At 72.3% G+C, this 15,925-nt stretch carries 15 protein-coding genes; 7 read left to right on the top strand and 8 right to left on the bottom strand.

Annotation, left to right across the window (positions count from 1 at the left end; translation table 11 throughout):
- Positions 1 to 179 precede the first annotated feature (179 nt).
- From LNK82_RS10450 to LNK82_RS10440, 3 genes are all read left to right on the top strand, one after another.
- Entirely contained in the window at positions 180 to 911 is a 732-nt protein-coding gene (locus tag LNK82_RS10450) for a lysophospholipid acyltransferase family protein (RefSeq protein WP_230566733.1), read from the top strand.
- 22 nt (positions 912 to 933) lie between these two features.
- On the top strand, positions 934 to 1,446 hold the full coding sequence (locus LNK82_RS10445) for a polyadenylate-specific 3'-exoribonuclease AS (protein WP_230566732.1): 513 nt from the start codon (positions 934 to 936) through the stop codon (positions 1,444 to 1,446).
- An 80-nt stretch (positions 1,447 to 1,526) separates the two neighbouring features.
- Positions 1,527 to 2,552, top strand: a complete 1,026-nt coding sequence (locus tag LNK82_RS10440; protein WP_230566731.1) for a 6-phosphofructokinase — start codon at positions 1,527 to 1,529, stop codon at positions 2,550 to 2,552.
- Between the two features lie 93 nt (positions 2,553 to 2,645).
- Here the strand turns inward: LNK82_RS10440 and LNK82_RS10435 are convergent, their stop codons facing one another.
- Both LNK82_RS10435 and LNK82_RS10430 read right to left on the bottom strand, forming a co-directional pair.
- On the bottom strand, positions 2,646 to 3,008 hold the full coding sequence (locus tag LNK82_RS10435; protein ID WP_230566730.1) for a cupin domain-containing protein: 363 nt from the start codon (positions 3,006 to 3,008) through the stop codon (positions 2,646 to 2,648).
- Between the two features lie 16 nt (positions 3,009 to 3,024).
- Positions 3,025 to 3,273: a DUF4242 domain-containing protein gene (locus tag LNK82_RS10430; protein ID WP_230566729.1), complete on the bottom strand. Its 249-nt coding sequence runs from the start codon at positions 3,271 to 3,273 to the stop codon at positions 3,025 to 3,027.
- 102 nt (positions 3,274 to 3,375) lie between these two features.
- Between LNK82_RS10430 and LNK82_RS10425 the strand changes: the two genes are divergently transcribed.
- Positions 3,376 to 5,091 (top strand): AfsR/SARP family transcriptional regulator, encoded by a 1,716-nt coding sequence (locus LNK82_RS10425; protein ID WP_230566728.1) that lies wholly within the window; start codon positions 3,376 to 3,378, stop codon positions 5,089 to 5,091.
- On the opposite strand, the gene LNK82_RS10420 is transcribed toward LNK82_RS10425, so the two are convergent.
- Positions 5,078 to 6,097, bottom strand: a complete 1,020-nt coding sequence (locus LNK82_RS10420) for a DUF2891 domain-containing protein (protein ID WP_230566727.1) — start codon at positions 6,095 to 6,097, stop codon at positions 5,078 to 5,080. The two genes, LNK82_RS10425 and LNK82_RS10420, sit on opposite strands and share 14 nt — an antisense overlap.
- 64 nt (positions 6,098 to 6,161) lie before the next feature.
- Between LNK82_RS10420 and LNK82_RS10415 the strand changes: the two genes are divergently transcribed.
- Positions 6,162 to 7,550 (top strand): class II 3-deoxy-7-phosphoheptulonate synthase, encoded by a 1,389-nt coding sequence (locus tag LNK82_RS10415; RefSeq protein ID WP_230566726.1) that lies wholly within the window; start codon positions 6,162 to 6,164, stop codon positions 7,548 to 7,550.
- Between the two features lie 228 nt (positions 7,551 to 7,778).
- On the opposite strand, the gene LNK82_RS10410 is transcribed toward LNK82_RS10415, so the two are convergent.
- The gene (locus tag LNK82_RS10410) at positions 7,779 to 9,836 is read right to left on the bottom strand and encodes a Stk1 family PASTA domain-containing Ser/Thr kinase (protein ID WP_230566725.1); all 2,058 of its coding nucleotides are present in this window, start codon (positions 9,834 to 9,836) and stop codon (positions 7,779 to 7,781) included.
- Between the two features lie 185 nt (positions 9,837 to 10,021).
- Here LNK82_RS10410 and LNK82_RS10405 point away from each other — a divergent pair, with 185 nt between their 5' ends.
- Positions 10,022 to 10,387: an Rv2175c family DNA-binding protein gene (locus LNK82_RS10405; RefSeq protein ID WP_230566724.1), complete on the top strand. Its 366-nt coding sequence runs from the start codon at positions 10,022 to 10,024 to the stop codon at positions 10,385 to 10,387.
- A gap of 69 nt (positions 10,388 to 10,456) precedes the next feature.
- Here LNK82_RS10405 and LNK82_RS10400 read toward each other — a convergent pair whose 3' ends face one another.
- The 3 genes from LNK82_RS10400 to LNK82_RS10390 form a co-directional block, all read right to left on the bottom strand.
- A complete protein-coding gene (locus LNK82_RS10400) occupies positions 10,457 to 11,344 on the bottom strand; it encodes a phytoene/squalene synthase family protein (protein ID WP_230566723.1) in 888 nt (295 codons plus the stop codon).
- A gap of 117 nt (positions 11,345 to 11,461) precedes the next feature.
- Positions 11,462 to 12,961, bottom strand: coding sequence for a phytoene desaturase family protein (gene crtI / locus LNK82_RS10395; protein WP_230566722.1), 1,500 nt, complete (start codon positions 12,959 to 12,961; stop codon positions 11,462 to 11,464).
- Positions 12,962 to 12,963: 2 nt separating this feature from the next.
- Entirely contained in the window at positions 12,964 to 14,031 is a 1,068-nt protein-coding gene (locus LNK82_RS10390; protein ID WP_230566721.1) for a polyprenyl synthetase family protein, read from the bottom strand.
- A 105-nt stretch (positions 14,032 to 14,136) separates the two neighbouring features.
- Here LNK82_RS10390 and LNK82_RS10385 point away from each other — a divergent pair, with 105 nt between their 5' ends.
- A complete protein-coding gene (locus LNK82_RS10385) occupies positions 14,137 to 15,024 on the top strand; it encodes a methylenetetrahydrofolate reductase (RefSeq protein WP_230566720.1) in 888 nt (295 codons plus the stop codon).
- A gap of 151 nt (positions 15,025 to 15,175) precedes the next feature.
- On the opposite strand, the gene LNK82_RS10380 is transcribed toward LNK82_RS10385, so the two are convergent.
- Entirely contained in the window at positions 15,176 to 15,826 is a 651-nt protein-coding gene (locus LNK82_RS10380) for a DUF3153 domain-containing protein (protein ID WP_230566719.1), read from the bottom strand.
- Positions 15,827 to 15,925: the final 99 nt, after the last annotated feature.

Raw genomic sequence — 15,925 nt, 5'->3', positions numbered from 1 at the left:
GTCGTGAAGGCCAATCCTCTGCCAGGGTCCATCGTCCCACGAGCCCGTTGTGTCGCGGATTACGGCAGCCGGTGGCACTTGGACCGTACCGCCTCCGCGTGGGTGTTCGTTGTGTGTTTCGCCGTCGGCTCCGTAGGCTGGCGCCGGGGATCAAGCACGTCGAGGAGGCGCTCGCAGCGGTGCTGTACTGGTTGATGAAACACATCTTTCTCGGGCCGCTCCTGAAGCTGTTCTTCCGACCCCGGATCATCGAGGGCGCGGAGAACATCCCCAAGGACGGCGGCGCCATCCTCGCGAGCAACCACCTCGCGGTCTCCGACTCGTTCTTCCTCCCGCTGAAGCTGTCACGCCGGGTCACGTTCCCGGCCAAGATCGAGTACTTCACCGGCAAGGGGCTCAAGGGCCGGTTCCAGCGCTGGTTCTTCTACGGCGTCGGCCAGGTGCCGATCGACCGGTCCAGCGCGTCGGCCGCCCAGGGCGCGCTCGACACCGGCGTGCGGATCGTGCGCGAGGGCAAGCTGCTCGGCATCTACCCCGAGGGCACGCGGTCGCCCGACGGCCGGCTGTACAAGGGCAAGGTCGGCGTGGCCTGGATCGCGCTGGAGTCCGGCGCGCCGGTCATCCCGATCGCGATGTTCGGCACCGACAAGGCCAACCCCATCGGTTCGCGCATGTGGCGGCCGTACCCGATCCGGATCAAGATCGGCAAGCCGTTGGACTTCTCCCGCTACGAGGGCCTGTCCGGCGACCGGTTCGTGCTGCGGTCCATCACCGACGAGATCATGTACGCCCTGATGGAGCTGTCCGGCCAGGAGTACGTCGACGTGTACGCGGCCAAGGCCAAGGAGGGCCAGGGCGACGAGAAGCCCGCGAAAGCGGTCGATCGGCTGCCCGAGGCGAAGGCGGGCTGATCCGCACCCCTAGGCTGGCGGGGTGCGGTTCTTCTACGACTGTGAGTTCATCGAGGACGGGGTCACCATCGACCTCGTCTCCATCGGAGTGGTCGACGAGGAAGGCCGCGAGTTCTACGCCGTGTCGACCGAGTTCGACCCGGCCAAGGCCGGACCGTGGGTGCGCGCCAACGTGCTCAACCAGCTGCCGTCGCCCGCCGACCGGGCGTGGCGCAGCCGCGAGCGGATCCGGGCCGACCTCCTCGACTTCCTCGGCGGGCCCAAGGCCAACCGGGACGACATCGAGCTCTGGGCATGGTTCGCCGCCTACGACCACGTGGCGTTGGCGCAGCTCTGGGGCCCGATGCCGGCCTTGCCGCGCTGCCTGCCCCGGTTCACCCGCGACCTGCGCCAACGCTGGGAGGACGTGGGCAAACCCCACCTGCCGCCGGCGCCCGCGGACGCACACGACGCCCTGGCCGACGCACGGCACAACCTCGCGCGCTGGAAGGTGATCGAGAGCGAGCGCTTGCGGAAGGGTTTCACGGTCCGGTAGGTGGACCCTCGCTTGCTGCACCGATCCAGCGCGTGTCAGGCTTGGGTGACCAACGCCACGAGAAGAGATTGGCTAAGCAAATGCGCATTGGTGTGCTCACCGGCGGTGGCGACTGCCCCGGCCTCAACGCGGTCATCCGCGGCGTGGTCCGCAAGGGCATCGAGGCCCACGGCTGGGACGTCCTGGGGTTCCGCAACGGTTGGCAGGGTCCGGTCGAGAACCTGACCAAGCCGATCGGGCTCGATGACGTCGAGGACATCCTCACCAGGGGCGGCACCATCCTCGGCTCGTCGCGCACCAACCCGTACAAGATCGACGGCGGTGTCGACCGGATCCGCGAGACCCTCGCGGCGAACAAGGTCGACGCGCTGATCGCGATCGGCGGCGAGGACACCCTCGGCGTCGCGAAGCGGCTCACCGACGACGGCATCGGCGTCGTGGGCGTGCCGAAGACCATCGACAACGACCTGGGTGCGACCGACTACACGTTCGGCTTCGACACCGCCGTGCACATCGCCACCGAGGCGATCGACCGGCTGCGCACGACGGCCGAGTCGCACCACCGCGCGCTGGTGGTCGAGGTCATGGGCCGCCACGCGGGCTGGATCGCGCTGCACTCCGGCCTGGCCGGCGGCGCGAACGTGATCCTGGTGCCGGAGCGGCAGTTCAGCGTCGACAAGGTGGTCGAGTGGGTGGAGCGGCGCTTCGAGCGCCAGTTCGCCCCGATCATCGTGGTCGCCGAGGGCGCGATGCCCGAGGGCGGCGCCGAGGTGCTGCACTCCGGTGAGAAGGACGCGTTCGGCCACGTCCGGCTGGGCGGCGTCGGCACCTGGCTGGCCGAGGAGATCGCCGAGCGGACCGGCAAGGAGTCCCGCGCGGTCGTGCTGGGCCACGTCCAGCGCGGCGGCATCCCCACCGCCTACGACCGCGTGCTCGCCACCCGGTTCGGCCTGCACGCGGTGGACGCGGTCGCCGAGGGCGACTTCGGCGTCATGGTCGCGCTGCGCGGCACGGAGATCGTCCGGGTGAAGCTGGCGGAGGCGACGGCGGAGCTGAAGACCGTTCCGGTGCACCGCTACGCCGAGGCCGAGGTCTTCTTCGGCTGAGCCGCCCGCCGTCCGCGGAGCAGCGGCGATCCAACACGACGACGAGCGCCCTCGGACTCCGCGTCCGAGGGCGCTCTCGGTTTCGCGGGCCCCTCACTTCTTCGCGTAGTCGCGCAGACCCGTGAAGTCGACCATCACGCACGGCTCGTCACCGACGACCCAGGCGTCGTGCCCCGGCTCCACCACGACCGCGTCGCCCGGTCCGGCGTCGCCTTCCGCGCCGTCGTCCATGACGACGTGCATCCGGCCGGACAGGATGTAGCCGGTGTGCGAAGCCTGGCAGGTGTCGGTGCCCGCGATCGGCTTGACGTCCTGCGTCCACCGCCAGCCCGGCTCGAACTCGGCTCTGCCGACCGTCGTGTCGCCGACGGTGACCAGGTCCACGTGACCGTGCGGGAACTCCCGCACCTCTTCCGGTTCGGTGAAGCTCTTCGACGCCAGCACGTACATCTCCATCACCTTCCTCGTTCTCTCAGCCCTGCACCACGGGGTAGATCTCGTCCGCCACCAAGCCGTGCGCCTCGCGGTGGACCCGGTGCGCCGTCTCCGCGTCCGGCGCGTCGACCAGGCAGAAGACCTTCCCGTCCTGCTCGTCGACCCAGTAGTTGAGGTACTGGACGCCGTACTGCTCCTGGGTGCGGAGGTCGGCGGCGTGCGCCTCGGCCACGTCCTGGGGACCAGCGCCTTCCGGCAGGTGGTTGTGCACGTCCATGAACAACATGGGTGTCCTCCCGACTCGGAGTGGATCGGGACACGCTAGGCCTCGCGGCGTTCCCAAACCGTTCCCACGGCGGTCCCGCCGGGCCGGACGTAGGGTGCCGCCATGCCGTCCACCTGCCAGGTGCGCGTGCTGGGCAGGTTCGCCGTCACCGTCGACGGCCGACCCGTCCCCGGTGACGTGTGGCGCAACCGGCGCGCGGCCGACGTGGTGAAGCTGCTGGCCGTGGCGCCCGACCACAGGCTGCACCGCGAGCAGGTGATGGACCGGCTGTGGCCCGACCTGCCCGCCGACGCGGCCGGGGCGAACCTGCGCAAGGCGGTGTACTACGCGCGGCGCGCGCTGGGACGTGCCGACGCCGTCCGCTGCGAGGGACGGCTGCTGACGTTGTGGCCAGGTGGTGTCGTCGACGTGGACCTCGACCGGTTCGAGCGGGCCGCCGACGCCGCGCTGGCCTCGGGGGACCCCGACCGGTGCGCGCTCGTCGCCGCCGAGTACCGCGGTGGCCTGCTCGTCGACGACCGCTACGAGGGCTGGGTCTCGGAGCCGCACGAGAAGGTCGAGGGCCGGTACGTCGCGTTGCTCAGGGCCGCAGGCGACTGGGAACGGCTGCTCGAACTCGACGAGACCGACGAGCAGGCGCACCGCGCGGTGATGCGCCGGCACCTGGCCGCCGGTCGCCGCGGTGAGGCGTTGCGCCAGTTCGACCGGCTGCGCCGCACGCTGCGCGAGCGGATCGGGGTCGGGCCGGACGCGGAGACCGTCGCGCTGTACGAGTCGGCGCTCAGCCAGGACGCGGCCGAGCCGCCGTCACCGGCGCAGCGGGCGGCGGTCGCGCTGGCCAACGGCCTGGTCGCGTTCGGGCGGCGCCGCCTCGCCGAAGCCGAACGGCTGGCCAGGCAGGCGCGGGTGCTGGCGCTGGACGCCGACCTGGGGCACGAGCTGGGCGAGGCCTCGACCCTGCTCGCCCTCGTCGCGCACGCCCGCGGCACGTGGCACCGGCTGTTCCGGGAGGAGTTCGCCGACGCGGTGCGGCAGCCGCCCCGTCCCGAGGTCTACGACGCCCACCTGTGCTTGCAGGAGTTCTACCTGTACGGGGCGGAGGGGCACGACGGCGCGGAGTCGTTCGGCCGCGACCTGCTCGCCATCGCGTCACGGGCGGGTTCGGCCGGTGGCCGGGCGTTGGCGCACCTGCTGCTGGGCGAGTTCGCGCTGCTGTCCGGGCGCCTCGACGACGCGGTGGACACGCTGGGCGAGTCCCTGGCCGAGGCCGGACGCGCGGGCTGCGTGTCCGCCCAGTCCCTGGCGCTGGAACGGCGGGCCGAGGCCGAGACCCGGCGCGGCGACCGTGCGGCGGCCCGCGCCGACCTCGACCGGGCGCTGCCGCTGGCCCGCTCGTCACGCATACCGTCGCACCTGGTCATCCGGGTGCACGGGGTCCGCGTGCTCGCCGCGGGCACCATCGGCGGCGCGCTCGGCGCGATCCGCGAGGCGGAACGGTGGCTCACCGAGGCGCCGCACGTGTGCGACCCGTGCTCGATCGGCTTCCGGATCGCCGCGGCGACGGCGTGCGCGAACGCGGGCAGCCCGAGCCGCGCCGGGCCGCACCTGGCGGAGGCGGAGCGGATCAGCGGCCTCTGGCAGGGCGGCCCGTGGACGGCGGCGCTGTGGGAGGTGCGCGCCGAGCTGCGGCGCGCCCAAGGGCACCGCACGCAGGCGTCGGCGTTGTTCCTGGAGGCGGCCGAGCGGTTCGCGGCGATGCGCCGGCCGCTGGAAGAGCGCCGGTGCCGGGACGCCGCCGCGTCCCTCACCGATCCGTGAACGCGCCGACGTCCAGGTAGGCGGCGAACGTGCCCAGCCAGTGCTCGGCGTAGTAGCCGTGCCCGAACACCAGCCCCAGACCGGTCTCCCGGTGCGCCCCGGCCGCCGTGCGGGCCAGGTCGGCGTACCGGTGCCCCGGCGGCAGCGCGTCCGCGACGGCCTGCCACTGCCACGCCCGCGACAGCGCCAGCCCGACCAGGTGCGAGCCGTGCGGGTCAGCCGGGTCGTCCACCGGCACGGGCTCGCGCAGCACCTTCCAGCGCGAGTCGTCCAGGTGCGGCAGGAACGCCTCGAACCACGCGGTGAACTCGTCGGCGGGCAGCACGCGCCGCATGAGGTCCGCCTCGGTCAGGGCGGGCGAGAGGAAGTCGGCCGCGTCCGGCTCGAACCCGCCGTACCCGACGTCCTCCCGGTGCCACCGCAACGCCGCCTCCGCGCACGCCGAGGCCAGCTCGTCGTCACCGACCGCGCGCGCCGCGTCCAGCACCAGCCCGGTCGCGAACGCCGTGTTGCCGTGCGTGCCGGTCCGCACGGGCAGCCGCGCGCCGGCCACCTTGACGAGATACCGGTCACGCAGCACCGCGCTCAACGGCCGCAGCGCCGCCGCCAGCGGCGAGCCCCAGGTGCGCAGCTCGGCGTCGAGCACGAGCAGCCACCCCCACCCGTAGGGACGCTCCCAGAACCCGCCGCTCGGTCCGTCGAAGAACGCCGCCTCGACCTCCGCGTGCTCCACCGTGATCAGCGAGTCCAGCACCCGGCGGGCCTTCGCCGCACCCTCGATCCCGGGCCGCAGCCGCAGCAGCCGGACCGCCAACCAGGTCTGATGCACGCACGAGTGCCAGTCGAACGACCCGGCGAAGATCGGGTGCAGCACGCGCTGCGGCACCAGGTCGCCGTCACCGGTGACGACGTGCGACCAGTGCGCCGGGTAGTCCCGCTGGACGTTCTCCACCGCGGTCGACAGCAGCCTCGCCGCCGTGTTGTCATCCGATCGGGTGTCCGACATGGTCCACATAATGCACAGGTCGGACCCGCGTCCGTCTCTCGATGTGGACAGCTATCTTTAACGTGTGAACTGGACCGTGGACGTGCCCGTGGACACGCTTCCCGAGCTTCCGCCCCTCCCGCCCGAGCTGCGCGACCGGCTCGACGACGCGCTGGGCCGGCCTGCCGCCCAGCAGCCGGAGTGGCCGGACGCCGAGCAGGTGCGCCGGGTGCGCGCCGTGCTGGAGAGCGTGCCACCGATCACCGTGCCGGCCGAGATCGACCGGCTGCGCGACAACCTGGCCGAGGTCGCCCGCGGCGAGGCGTTCCTGCTGCAGGGCGGCGACTGCGCGGAGACGTTCGCGGACAACACCGAGCCGCACATCCGCGCGAACGTCCGGACCCTGCTGCAGATGGCCGTCGTGCTCACCTACGGGGCGAGCCTGCCGGTGGTGAAGATCGGCCGCATCGCCGGCCAGTACGCCAAGCCGCGCTCGTCGAACATCGACGCGCTGGGCCTGCCGTCCTACCGCGGCGACATCGTGAACTCGCTGGTCGCCACGCCCGAGGCGCGCGTGCCGGACCCGTCCAGGATGATCCGCGCCTACGCCAACGCGGGCGCGGCGATGAACCTGCTGCGCGCCATGACCACCGCCGGCATGGCCGACCTGCACCGGCTGCACGACTGGAACAAGGACTTCGTCCGCCAGTCGCCCGCCGGTGAGCGGTACGAGGCCCTGGCCGGCGAGATCGACCGCGGCCTGCGGTTCATGTCGGCGTGCGGCGTGAACGACTCGTCGCTGCACACCACCGAGATCTTCGCCTCGCACGAGGCGCTGCTGCTGGACTACGAGCGGGCGTTGCTGCGCCTGGACACCAACGGTGAGCAGCCGCGGCTGTACGACCTGTCGTCGCACTTCCTGTGGATCGGGGAGCGGACCAGGCAGCTGGACGGCGCGCACATCGCGTTCGCCGAGCTGCTGTCCAACCCGATCGGGTTGAAGATCGGCCCGTCGACCACGCCGGAGATGGCCGTCGAGTACGTCGAGCGGCTCGACCCGCACAACCAGCCCGGCCGGCTGACCCTGATCAGCCGCATGGGCAACGGCAAGGTGCGCGACGTGCTCGGCCCGATCGTGGAGAAGGTCACCGCCTCCGGCCACCAGGTCATCTGGCAGTGCGACCCGATGCACGGCAACACGCACGAGGCGTCCACCGGCTACAAGACCCGGCACTTCGACCGGATCGTCGACGAGGTGCAGGGCTTCTTCGAGGTGCACCGGCGCCTGGGCACCCACCCCGGCGGCATCCACATCGAGCTGACCGGCGAGGACGTCACCGAGTGCCTCGGCGGCGCGCAGGAGATCTCCGACCTGGACCTGGCCGGCCGCTACGAGACCGCCTGCGACCCGCGCCTGAACACGCAGCAGTCGCTGGAGCTGGCCTTCCTGGTCGCGGAAATGCTCCGCAGCTAGACCGACGCACCCGAAACGCCCGGTGGCCCCCGACTCCGCGAGTCGGGGGCCACCGCCGTCTTACAGCTCCTGCTCCGGGGCTCGCCCATACCCGACCACCACGCGAGGTCGCGTCGATCGTTCGCGTCCTCATTCTCCGGCGATCACGCTTTTCGATCGTCGGAGAATCAGGGCGCGAACGGTCGACTTCCAGGCGACCTCGCCCGCGACGCCGGAGGCGGCGCAGTTCTACACAGCGATGATCGTGATCCTGGTGTCCTTCGGGACGCGCTCACCGGCCCGCACGGACTGGTTGACCACACGTGCCCGGTCGCGGTCGTTGAACTGGACGTCGACCTTGAGGCCGGCCTCTTCCAGGATCTTCTTCGCTTCCTTGACCGTCTTGCCCTCGACCTGCGGCACGGTCACCGTGTCCGCGGACAGCACGACCGTCACCCGCCGGTTGCCCGGGGGCATGTTCGTGCCCGCCGGCGGGTCGGTGCGGATCACCTTGCCGCCGTCGACCTTGTCGGAGAACTCCGTCGGGCCTTCGACCGGCTCGAACCCGGCCGCGCTCAGCTCGGCGAACGCCTCGTCCTTCGTCTTGCCCGTGACGCTCGGCACCGGCTTGGGCTCCGAGCCCTTGCTCAGCACGATCGTCACCGTCGAGCCGATCGGCACCGGTGTGCCCGGCGCCGGCTTCAACGTCACGACCTTGCCCTTGGGCACGCGGTCGCTGAACTCGTCCTCGGCGGGGTCGAGCTGCGCTTTCAGCCCGACCGACGTGATCTCCCGCTCGGCCGCGGCGACCTCGACGCCCCCGTTGACCTGCGGCACCACCGGCTTGCCCGCGGACACCACGAGCCGCACCAGGTCGCCCTGGTTGGCCTTGGTCCCGGCGGGCGGGTCGGTGCTGATCACCTGCCCGCTCGGCACCGTGTCGCTGTTCTCCCGGCGCACCGTCTTCTTCAGCGACGCCTCGTCCAGCAGCGCGGTGGCGACGGTCTCGTCCTGGCCGACCAGGTTCGGCACGGTCGCGACCCGGCCGATGGCCAGCCACCAGACGGTGACGCCGATCAGGATCGCGGCCACCACGACGACGCTGAGCCACGTGATGAACTGCCGCTTGCCGCGCGCCCGCATCTCCTCGTACAGCTGCTCGGGCGTCTTCTTCTTCGGAGGTCTCTTGGGACGCGGTCGGGCCGGGGGAGTCGGCCCGACGGGCTTGGGCTCGGGCGGCGCGAGCAGCTCGGCCCGGGAGATCGCCCTGGTGCCCTGCGGACCGCCCGCCGGCGGCACGAGCGGGTTCGGCCGGCGCACCGGCACGGTCGGCTCGGCGAACGGCGCGCCCGCGCCCACCCGCACCGGCTCCACCCGCAACGTCTGCTCGGCCGGGCTCACCGGCGCCGGCACGTGCTCCGTGGCCTCTTCGGCGGCCGTCGCCGCGACGGGCACCGGCACGTCCACGGCGGCGATGCCGAGCTTCGCCCGCGCGGTCTCCACCTCGGACAGGAACGACTCGGCGTCCGCGGGCCGCAGGAACGGCTCCTTGCGGGTCGCCCGGCGCACCAGCTCCGCCACCTCGGCGGGCACGTCCGGCACCGGCGGCACCTCGTCGTTCACATGCCGGTAGGCCACCGAGATGGCGTTGTCGCCCACGTACGGCGGCGCGCCGGTCAGCATCTCGTACAGCAGCACGCCCGCCGAGTACACGTCGCTGCGCGCGTCCGTGGTGCCGGTGGTGACCTGTTCGGGTGACAGGTAGGCGACTGTGCCCAGGATCATGGTGTCGCTGGTCACGCCCACCGTGGATACCGCGCGGACCAGGCCGAAATCGGCGACCTTCACCGTGCCGCCGGGCCCGATCAGCACGTTCTCCGGCTTCACGTCGCGGTGCACGAGGTCGGCGCGGTGGGCGGCGGCCAGCGGCGAGAGGATCTTCTCGATGACGGTGAGCGCCAGCGGCACGTCCAGCCTGCCGCGCGCGGTGAGCAGGTCGCGCAGCGTGCCGCCGTCGACCAGTTCCATGACCAGGTACACCCGGTCCTCGTCCACGCCCTGGTCGTGCACCTGCACCACGCCGGGGTGGTGCAACTTCGCCGCGGCCCGCGCCTCGCGCTCGAACCGCGCCACGAACTGCGGGTCGGCGGAGAACCGGGGATCCATGACCTTGATGGCCACGGTCCGCTCCAAGCGCGTGTCCACACCTCGGTACACGGTGGACATGCCGCCCCGCGCGACCAGGGCGCCTACCCGGTAGCGTTGTTCGAGCAGCCCGCCGATCACGTTCGTCGCCGACCTTTCCACAGCCGTGGATCGTACGGTGGGTGGTGCCGACCGAGTGCTGTGCGCTGGAGCATCCCACGCGCGCTTGTGGGATCCGCGTCAAAGTCGGGTGAAACAGGGGGTAGCCGCAACCCGACCCTCGGGTGTATCGCCACCACCCGGTTGGCGCAGGGCGTCGTCCACGTCGTTGTGGCATCGTGACGCACGTGAGTGCGATTCCTGCCGCTGCGGATGTGCTGGCTCCCGACCTGGAGGTCCTGCCCCTCCCCGAGGTCGCCGAGCGTCTTGACCTGCCCATCAACCGAGTCCACCAGTTGCTGCGCGACGGTCAGCTGATCGCCGAGCGGCGCAACGGCGTCCTCGTCGTCCCCGCGCAGTTCCTCGCCGCCGGAGGCGTGGTGAAGGGCCTGCCCGGCACCATCACGGTGCTGCGGGACTCCGGCTTCTCGACCGAAGAGATCCTCCGGTGGCTGTTCACCGAGGACGAGACCCTGCCCGGCACGCCCGTCGAGGCGTTGCGCGGCGACCGCGGCCGTGAGGTGAAGCGCCGGGCACAGGCCTTGGCTTTCTGACGAGCACCGCACCACCCCAGACGACCGACCACGTCCGGGCGGCCACCCAGGCCGCCCGGACGTCGTGTTCTAGTGCCCGGTGAGCCTCGCCAGGAGCGCCCGCGCGAACCCGGGCACGGCCACCGCCAGCCGTCGCCGGTTCGGCACCACCACCCGCCGGTCCAGCACCTGGTAGTCGGCCGCCGCGATCTCGTCCAGGATTTCCCGGTACAGGGTGAGCGCGGTCCGCACGCACGGCCGCGACACGGGCCGCAGCATCGGCACACCCGCCTCGGCCTCCCGGTACTCCGCCAACGTGCGTGAGACCAAGTGCTGCGTCACCCGCCGCACCCGCTGGTCGGCCCTCCCCGTCCGCCGGCACCACACCAGCAGCTCCCGGTCGACGCCGTACGCCGCCAGCACGTCCCGCGGCAGGTACAGCCGGCCCCGGTCGAGGTCTTCGCCGACGTCGCGCAGGAAGTTCGTCAGCTGGAACGCGCGGCCCATCGCGGCGGCGGGCGGCTCGGCCTCCGCGCGCGGCACGACCGTCCCGAACACCGGCAGCAGCTGCAGCCCGATCACCGCCGCCGAGCCGTGCATGTAGCGCTCCAACGCCGGGAAGTCCGGGTAGGACGTGACGGTCAGGTCCATCCGCATCGACGTCAGGAACGCGGTGAACAGCTCCGGGTCGATGGAGTATCGGCGCACGGTGTCCACCAGCGCGACGAGCACGGGGTGACCGGTCCGACGTCCCGCCAGCTCGTCGGCCAGCTGGGCGGCCAGCAGTTCGAGGTCACCGGCCGGATCGGTCGACTCACCGCTGTCCACGATCTCGTCCGCCCACCGCGCGAAGCCGTACAGGGCGTGCACGGCGGGCCGCTGCGCGGGCGTGAGCAGGCGGGTGGCGAGGAAGAACGTGCGGCCGTGCCGGGCGTTCAGCTCGCGGCAACGGGCGTACGCCGCGGCCAGGTCGGTCACCGCCGCTCCGCCACCCGGGTAGCCGACGACCGCACCGGCTCGACAGGTGCGGCGCTCGATCGGGGCAAGGACGTGGTCGCGGCCATCGTGCCGACATCGTCGCACGTGACAGCCTCGTCACCCGCGCGTGGTCCGGTGCGCCCGCCGCGCCTGCGCGGGCCGCCGCGACCTCGCGCCCACCGACCCCGTGATCCGCTGGGCGGCCAGCTTGCCGGAGATCAGCACCGGCGGCACGCCGACGCCCGGCGTGGTGCCGCACCCGGCCAGCACCGCGTTGTCCAGCACGAGGTTGCGTGGCCGGAACGGCCCGGTCTGGGCGAACGTGTGCGCGGCCGAGAACGGGGTGCCCGCGGCCAGACCCATCGCCTCCCAGTCCGCCGGCGTGACCAGGTGCTCGACCTCGATCGCGTCGCCGAACCCGGTGAGCCCGCGCGCCTCCAGCACGCCGACCAGCTCGTCGCGGTAGGCCGGGCCGACGCGGTCCCAGTCGACCGGGCCGACGCGCAGGTTCGGCGCGGGCGCCAGCACGAACATCCCCTGCCCGGGCGGCGCCGTGACCAGCAACGACGGGTCGCTCATCAACGTGCCCCGGCGGGTCAGCTCGTCGAACGTCCGGTCCCACTCCCGGCCGAAGAACAGCGTGTGGTGCGCCAGCTCCGGCCACGTCCGGTCCACGCCCGCGTGCAGCACGACCGCCGACGGCGACCACGTGATCGGCACGGGGCGGCGCGGCCGGTGGCCGAGCAGGCGGTACGCCATGGGCAGGTCCGGCGTGAGCACGACCGCGTCGCACGGGATGCGCTCGCCGTGCGTGGTGCGCACCGCGGTGACCCGGCCGCCGATGCGCTCCAGCCACGCCACCGGCGTCTGGAACCGCAGGTCCGCGCCCGCGTCCCGGGCCGCCGCCGCCAACGCGTCCGGCAACGCCCGCATCCCGCCCTCGGGGTAGTGCACGCCCGCGATGGTGTCCATGTAGGCGATGACGGCGTACGCGGCGAGGGCCTTGCGCGGCGCCACGCCCGCGTACAGCGACTGGAACGAGAACACCCGCTGCAACCGCTCGTCGTGCAGGAACCGCGCTACCGACGGCCCGAGCCTGGCGAACCCGCGCACCGCGGCCAACCTCGCCAACTGGGGCGTGAGCAGGGACAACGGCGAGTCGAAGTTCGCACCGATGAACTGCTCGCGCTCCACCCGGTACAGCTCGGTCAGCCAGCGGCGCAGCGCCCGGTACCCCGCGGCCTCGCGCGGACCGGCGAACCGGCGCACCTCCGCCTCCATCGCCTCGCCGTCGGAGTGCACGTCCAGCGTGCTGCCGTCGGCGAAGCGGGCCCGGTAGGCGGGGTGCAGTGGCCGCAGGTCCAGCCGGTCGGCCAGCGAGTCGCCGACCGCGTTCAGCGCCTCGTCCACCAGCTCCGGCATGGTCAGCACGGTCGGCCCGGTGTCGAACCGGTAGCCGCCCAGGTCCAGCCGGCCCGCCCGGCCGCCGGGCACGGCGTCGCGCTCGACCACGGTGACCCGGCGACCGGCGCCGAGCAGGTGCAACGCGGCGGACAGCCCCGCCAGCCCCGCGCCGACCACGACGACGTGGTCCGTGCGGCCGGTGACCGTGCGCATCGTCAGGAGGTCCTCTTGGTGGCGCTGATCGCGAGCTCCGCCAACCGCGCACCGGCCGGTTCGGCGATCGGCGACCGGTCCAGGGCCCGCAGCGCGGACCCGGTCAGCTCGGCGATCCGCTCCTCGACGGCGTCCACCGCGCCGACCTCGCGCAGCCGCGCGCGCACCTCGTCCACCGTGGCCACGTCCAGGTCGGGCTTGCCCAGCGCCTCGTGCAGCACGTCCGCGCCGAACTCCATGCCCAGCGCGACCAGCAGCGTCCGCTTGCCCTCGCGCAGGTCGTCGCCCGCGGGCTTGCCGGTGACCGCCGGGTCGCCGAACACGCCGAGCAGGTCGTCGCGCAGCTGGAACGCCACGCCGATGTCCGTGCCGAACGAGCGCAGGCCGTCCACCAGCTCCGGCGACGCCCCGCCGATCGCCGCGCCCATGTGCAGCGGCCGTTCCACGGTGTAGGCGGCGGTCTTGAGCCGGTCGATGCGCAGCGCCGCGTCCGGCGAGCTGTCGCCGCGCGCCTGCGTGAGCACGTCGAGGTACTGGCCGGCCAGCATCTCGGTGCGCATGTCCCGCCACGGCAGGCTCAGCCGCTGCAACGCGTCGGTCGGCAGACCCGCGGCGAACAGCATGTCGTCCGCCCAGGCCAGCGCCACGTCCCCGATCAGCACGGACGCGGCCAGCCCGAACCGCTCGGGCTCGCCGAGCCAGCCCTCGTCGCGGTGCTTGCGGGCGAACCGGACGTGCACGGTCGGCATGCCGCGGCGGGTCTCGGAGGCGTCCATCAGGTCGTCGTGCACCAGCGCGCAGGCCTGGATCAGCTCCAGAGAGCTGACCGCCGTGAGCACGGCCTCGGCCAGCTCGCCCTCCGGGTCGCCGCCCGCCGCCCGCCAGCCCCACCAGGCGAACGTGGGCCGGATCCGCTTGCCGCCGCCGAGGACGAAGTCGGCCAGCGCGTCGACCGCGCTCGTGAAGTTCTCCTCCATGCGCGCACCCAGTGCCCGGCGGTCGGCCAGATAAGCGGCCAGCGCTTCGTCGACGTGCTTGGGCAGTTCGAGGTCCAACGGGTGGGGCGGCACCCGTCTATGGTCACCTCTGCGACTTCGGGGTGCCCAACCGGGGGGCTCGTCCCATCCAGTGACAGCCTGCTTCCACGCCTCGGGCGAACCTCTAGGCTGTGCGGCATGACGTCGGTGGTCGAACGCCTGCACAGGGGAACCCCTGTGTTCTCCGTCGAGTTCTTCCCCCCGCGCGACGCGAACGAGGAGACCATCCTCTGGCGGGCGATCCGCGAGCTGGAAGCGTTCGACCCGGCTTTCGTGTCCATCACCTACGGCGCGGGCGGCTCGCAGCGCGACCGGACGATCCGCACCACCAGCCGGGTGGCGCAGGAGACGACCCTGCTGCCGATGGCGCACCTCACGCTGGTCGACCACTCGGTGGCCGAGCTGCGCAACGTCATCGGCTGGTACGCGGCCGTCGGCGTGCGCAACATCCTCGCCGTGCGCGGCGATCCCCCCGGCGATCCGAACGGCGAGTGGGTGGCGCACCCGGAGGGCCTGACCTACGCCGAGGAGCTCGTCCGGCTGTGCCGTGAGCTGGGCGACTTCTGCGTCGGCGTGGCGGCCTCGCCCTACGGCCACCCCCGGTCGACCGACCTGGACTCCGACACCGAGTACCTGGTGCGCAAGCTGCGCGCCGGCGCCGACTTCGCCATCGCGCAGCTGTTCTTCGAGCCGGAGGACTTCCTGCGCCTGCGCGACCGGGTCGCCGCACGCGGCTGCGACACCGTGCTGATCCCCGGCGTCATGCCGTTGACGACGCCGCGGACGCTGGCCAAGACGGTGGAGCTGTCGGGCGCGCCCGTGCCGGACTCGGTGGCGCGCCGCCTCGACCCGTACGCCGACGACCCGGCGGGCTTCCGCGCGGCCGGCATCGACCTGGTGACCGAGGTGGGGGAGCGGCTGCTCGCCGAGGGCGTCCCGTGCCTGCACTTCTACACCTTCAACCGGTCGAAGGCGACCCGGGAGATCGTCAGCCGCCTGGGCCTTGTCCCAGCCCGCGCTCTGTAGGATTGCGCCGCCTCCGGCGTCGCGGGCGAGGTCGCGGTGTGTAACCGGTGACGGCCTCGGGCAACGTCGGGCGTAACCGAAGGTCGGATGCCGACCCCCGACCTCGGGCTCAGGCGACCTGGCGGGGCCGTCACCGGAACCGGATCTGCGGTTAGGCGACTTGGTGGCGGCGGTGGGCGACGATCGCGAGGATCAGCACGATGAGCGCCGCACCACCGGTCAATCCGGCCACCAGCATGGTCCAGCCGACGTACGACACCGAGTTGGCGCCGGCGTAGCGGACCGTCGCGCTCAACATCGAGGCCTGGCCGGGCTTCGGGGACCACGCGATGGTCGCGTTGTCCTCCTCTCGCCCGTTCGTGTCGATGATTTCACCCGGAAAGCTGATCTTCACCTGGATGTCGGCGCGCTCCGGCGGCACCTGCGTCAAGTCGACCGACCCCGACAGCGTGACCAGGTCGCCGGACCGCCGGAACGTCAGCTGGTAGCGGCTCGACGACGCGCTCGTCGCCACCGACAGCGCCCGAACCTCGTCGAACGACAGCCCGTTGAACGACAGCTGCGTGCCGACGTAGTCGTCCACCTTGTACGGCTTGGTGCTGACGCGGCTGGCCAGCTCGTTCGGCACCTTCAACTGCGGGCCGGGGTCGTTGTCCTTGGTCGGCGGTGTGGCGGCGATGATCTCGCCGGACACGCGGTCGTCGGTGGACAACGCCATGGCGGCGTGCAGCCGCACGCACCCCGTCAGCGCGAACAGCGCGAGGAGGAGAACCGGCAGGAGGAGCGCGGAGGCCCTGGGCACCCGGCCATCCTGCCGGCCACGGTCAAAAGTTGACCGACGACACACGATCGTGAGCGTGGCTAATTACCTGTTGGAGGGACACGGCCCGGAGGTAACGTG

It is taken from the genome of Saccharothrix luteola, from assembly GCF_020859565.1.
Taxonomy (GTDB): Bacteria; Actinomycetota; Actinomycetes; order Mycobacteriales; family Pseudonocardiaceae; genus Actinosynnema; species Actinosynnema luteola.
Note: the sequence above shows the minus strand (reverse complement) of the source record. Positions and strands in the feature narration are given on the sequence as shown.

Bases quoted from the DNA above. Each gene is read 5' to 3' on its own strand.
- LNK82_RS10440 (WP_230566731.1), top strand. From the start codon at position 1,527: ATGCGCATTGGTGTGCTCACCGGCGGTGGCGACTGCCCCGGCCTCAAC.
- LNK82_RS10435 (WP_230566730.1), bottom strand. From the start codon at position 3,008: ATGGAGATGTACGTGCTGGCGTCGAAGAGCTTCACCGAACCGGAAGAG.
- LNK82_RS10430 (WP_230566729.1), bottom strand. From the start codon at position 3,273: ATGTTGTTCATGGACGTGCACAACCACCTGCCGGAAGGCGCTGGTCCC.
- LNK82_RS10425 (WP_230566728.1), top strand. From the start codon at position 3,376: ATGCCGTCCACCTGCCAGGTGCGCGTGCTGGGCAGGTTCGCCGTCACC.
- LNK82_RS10420 (WP_230566727.1), bottom strand. From the start codon at position 6,097: ATGTCGGACACCCGATCGGATGACAACACGGCGGCGAGGCTGCTGTCG.
- crtI (WP_230566722.1), bottom strand. From the start codon at position 12,961: ATGCGCACGGTCACCGGCCGCACGGACCACGTCGTCGTGGTCGGCGCG.
- LNK82_RS10385 (WP_230566720.1), top strand. From the start codon at position 14,137: ATGACGTCGGTGGTCGAACGCCTGCACAGGGGAACCCCTGTGTTCTCC.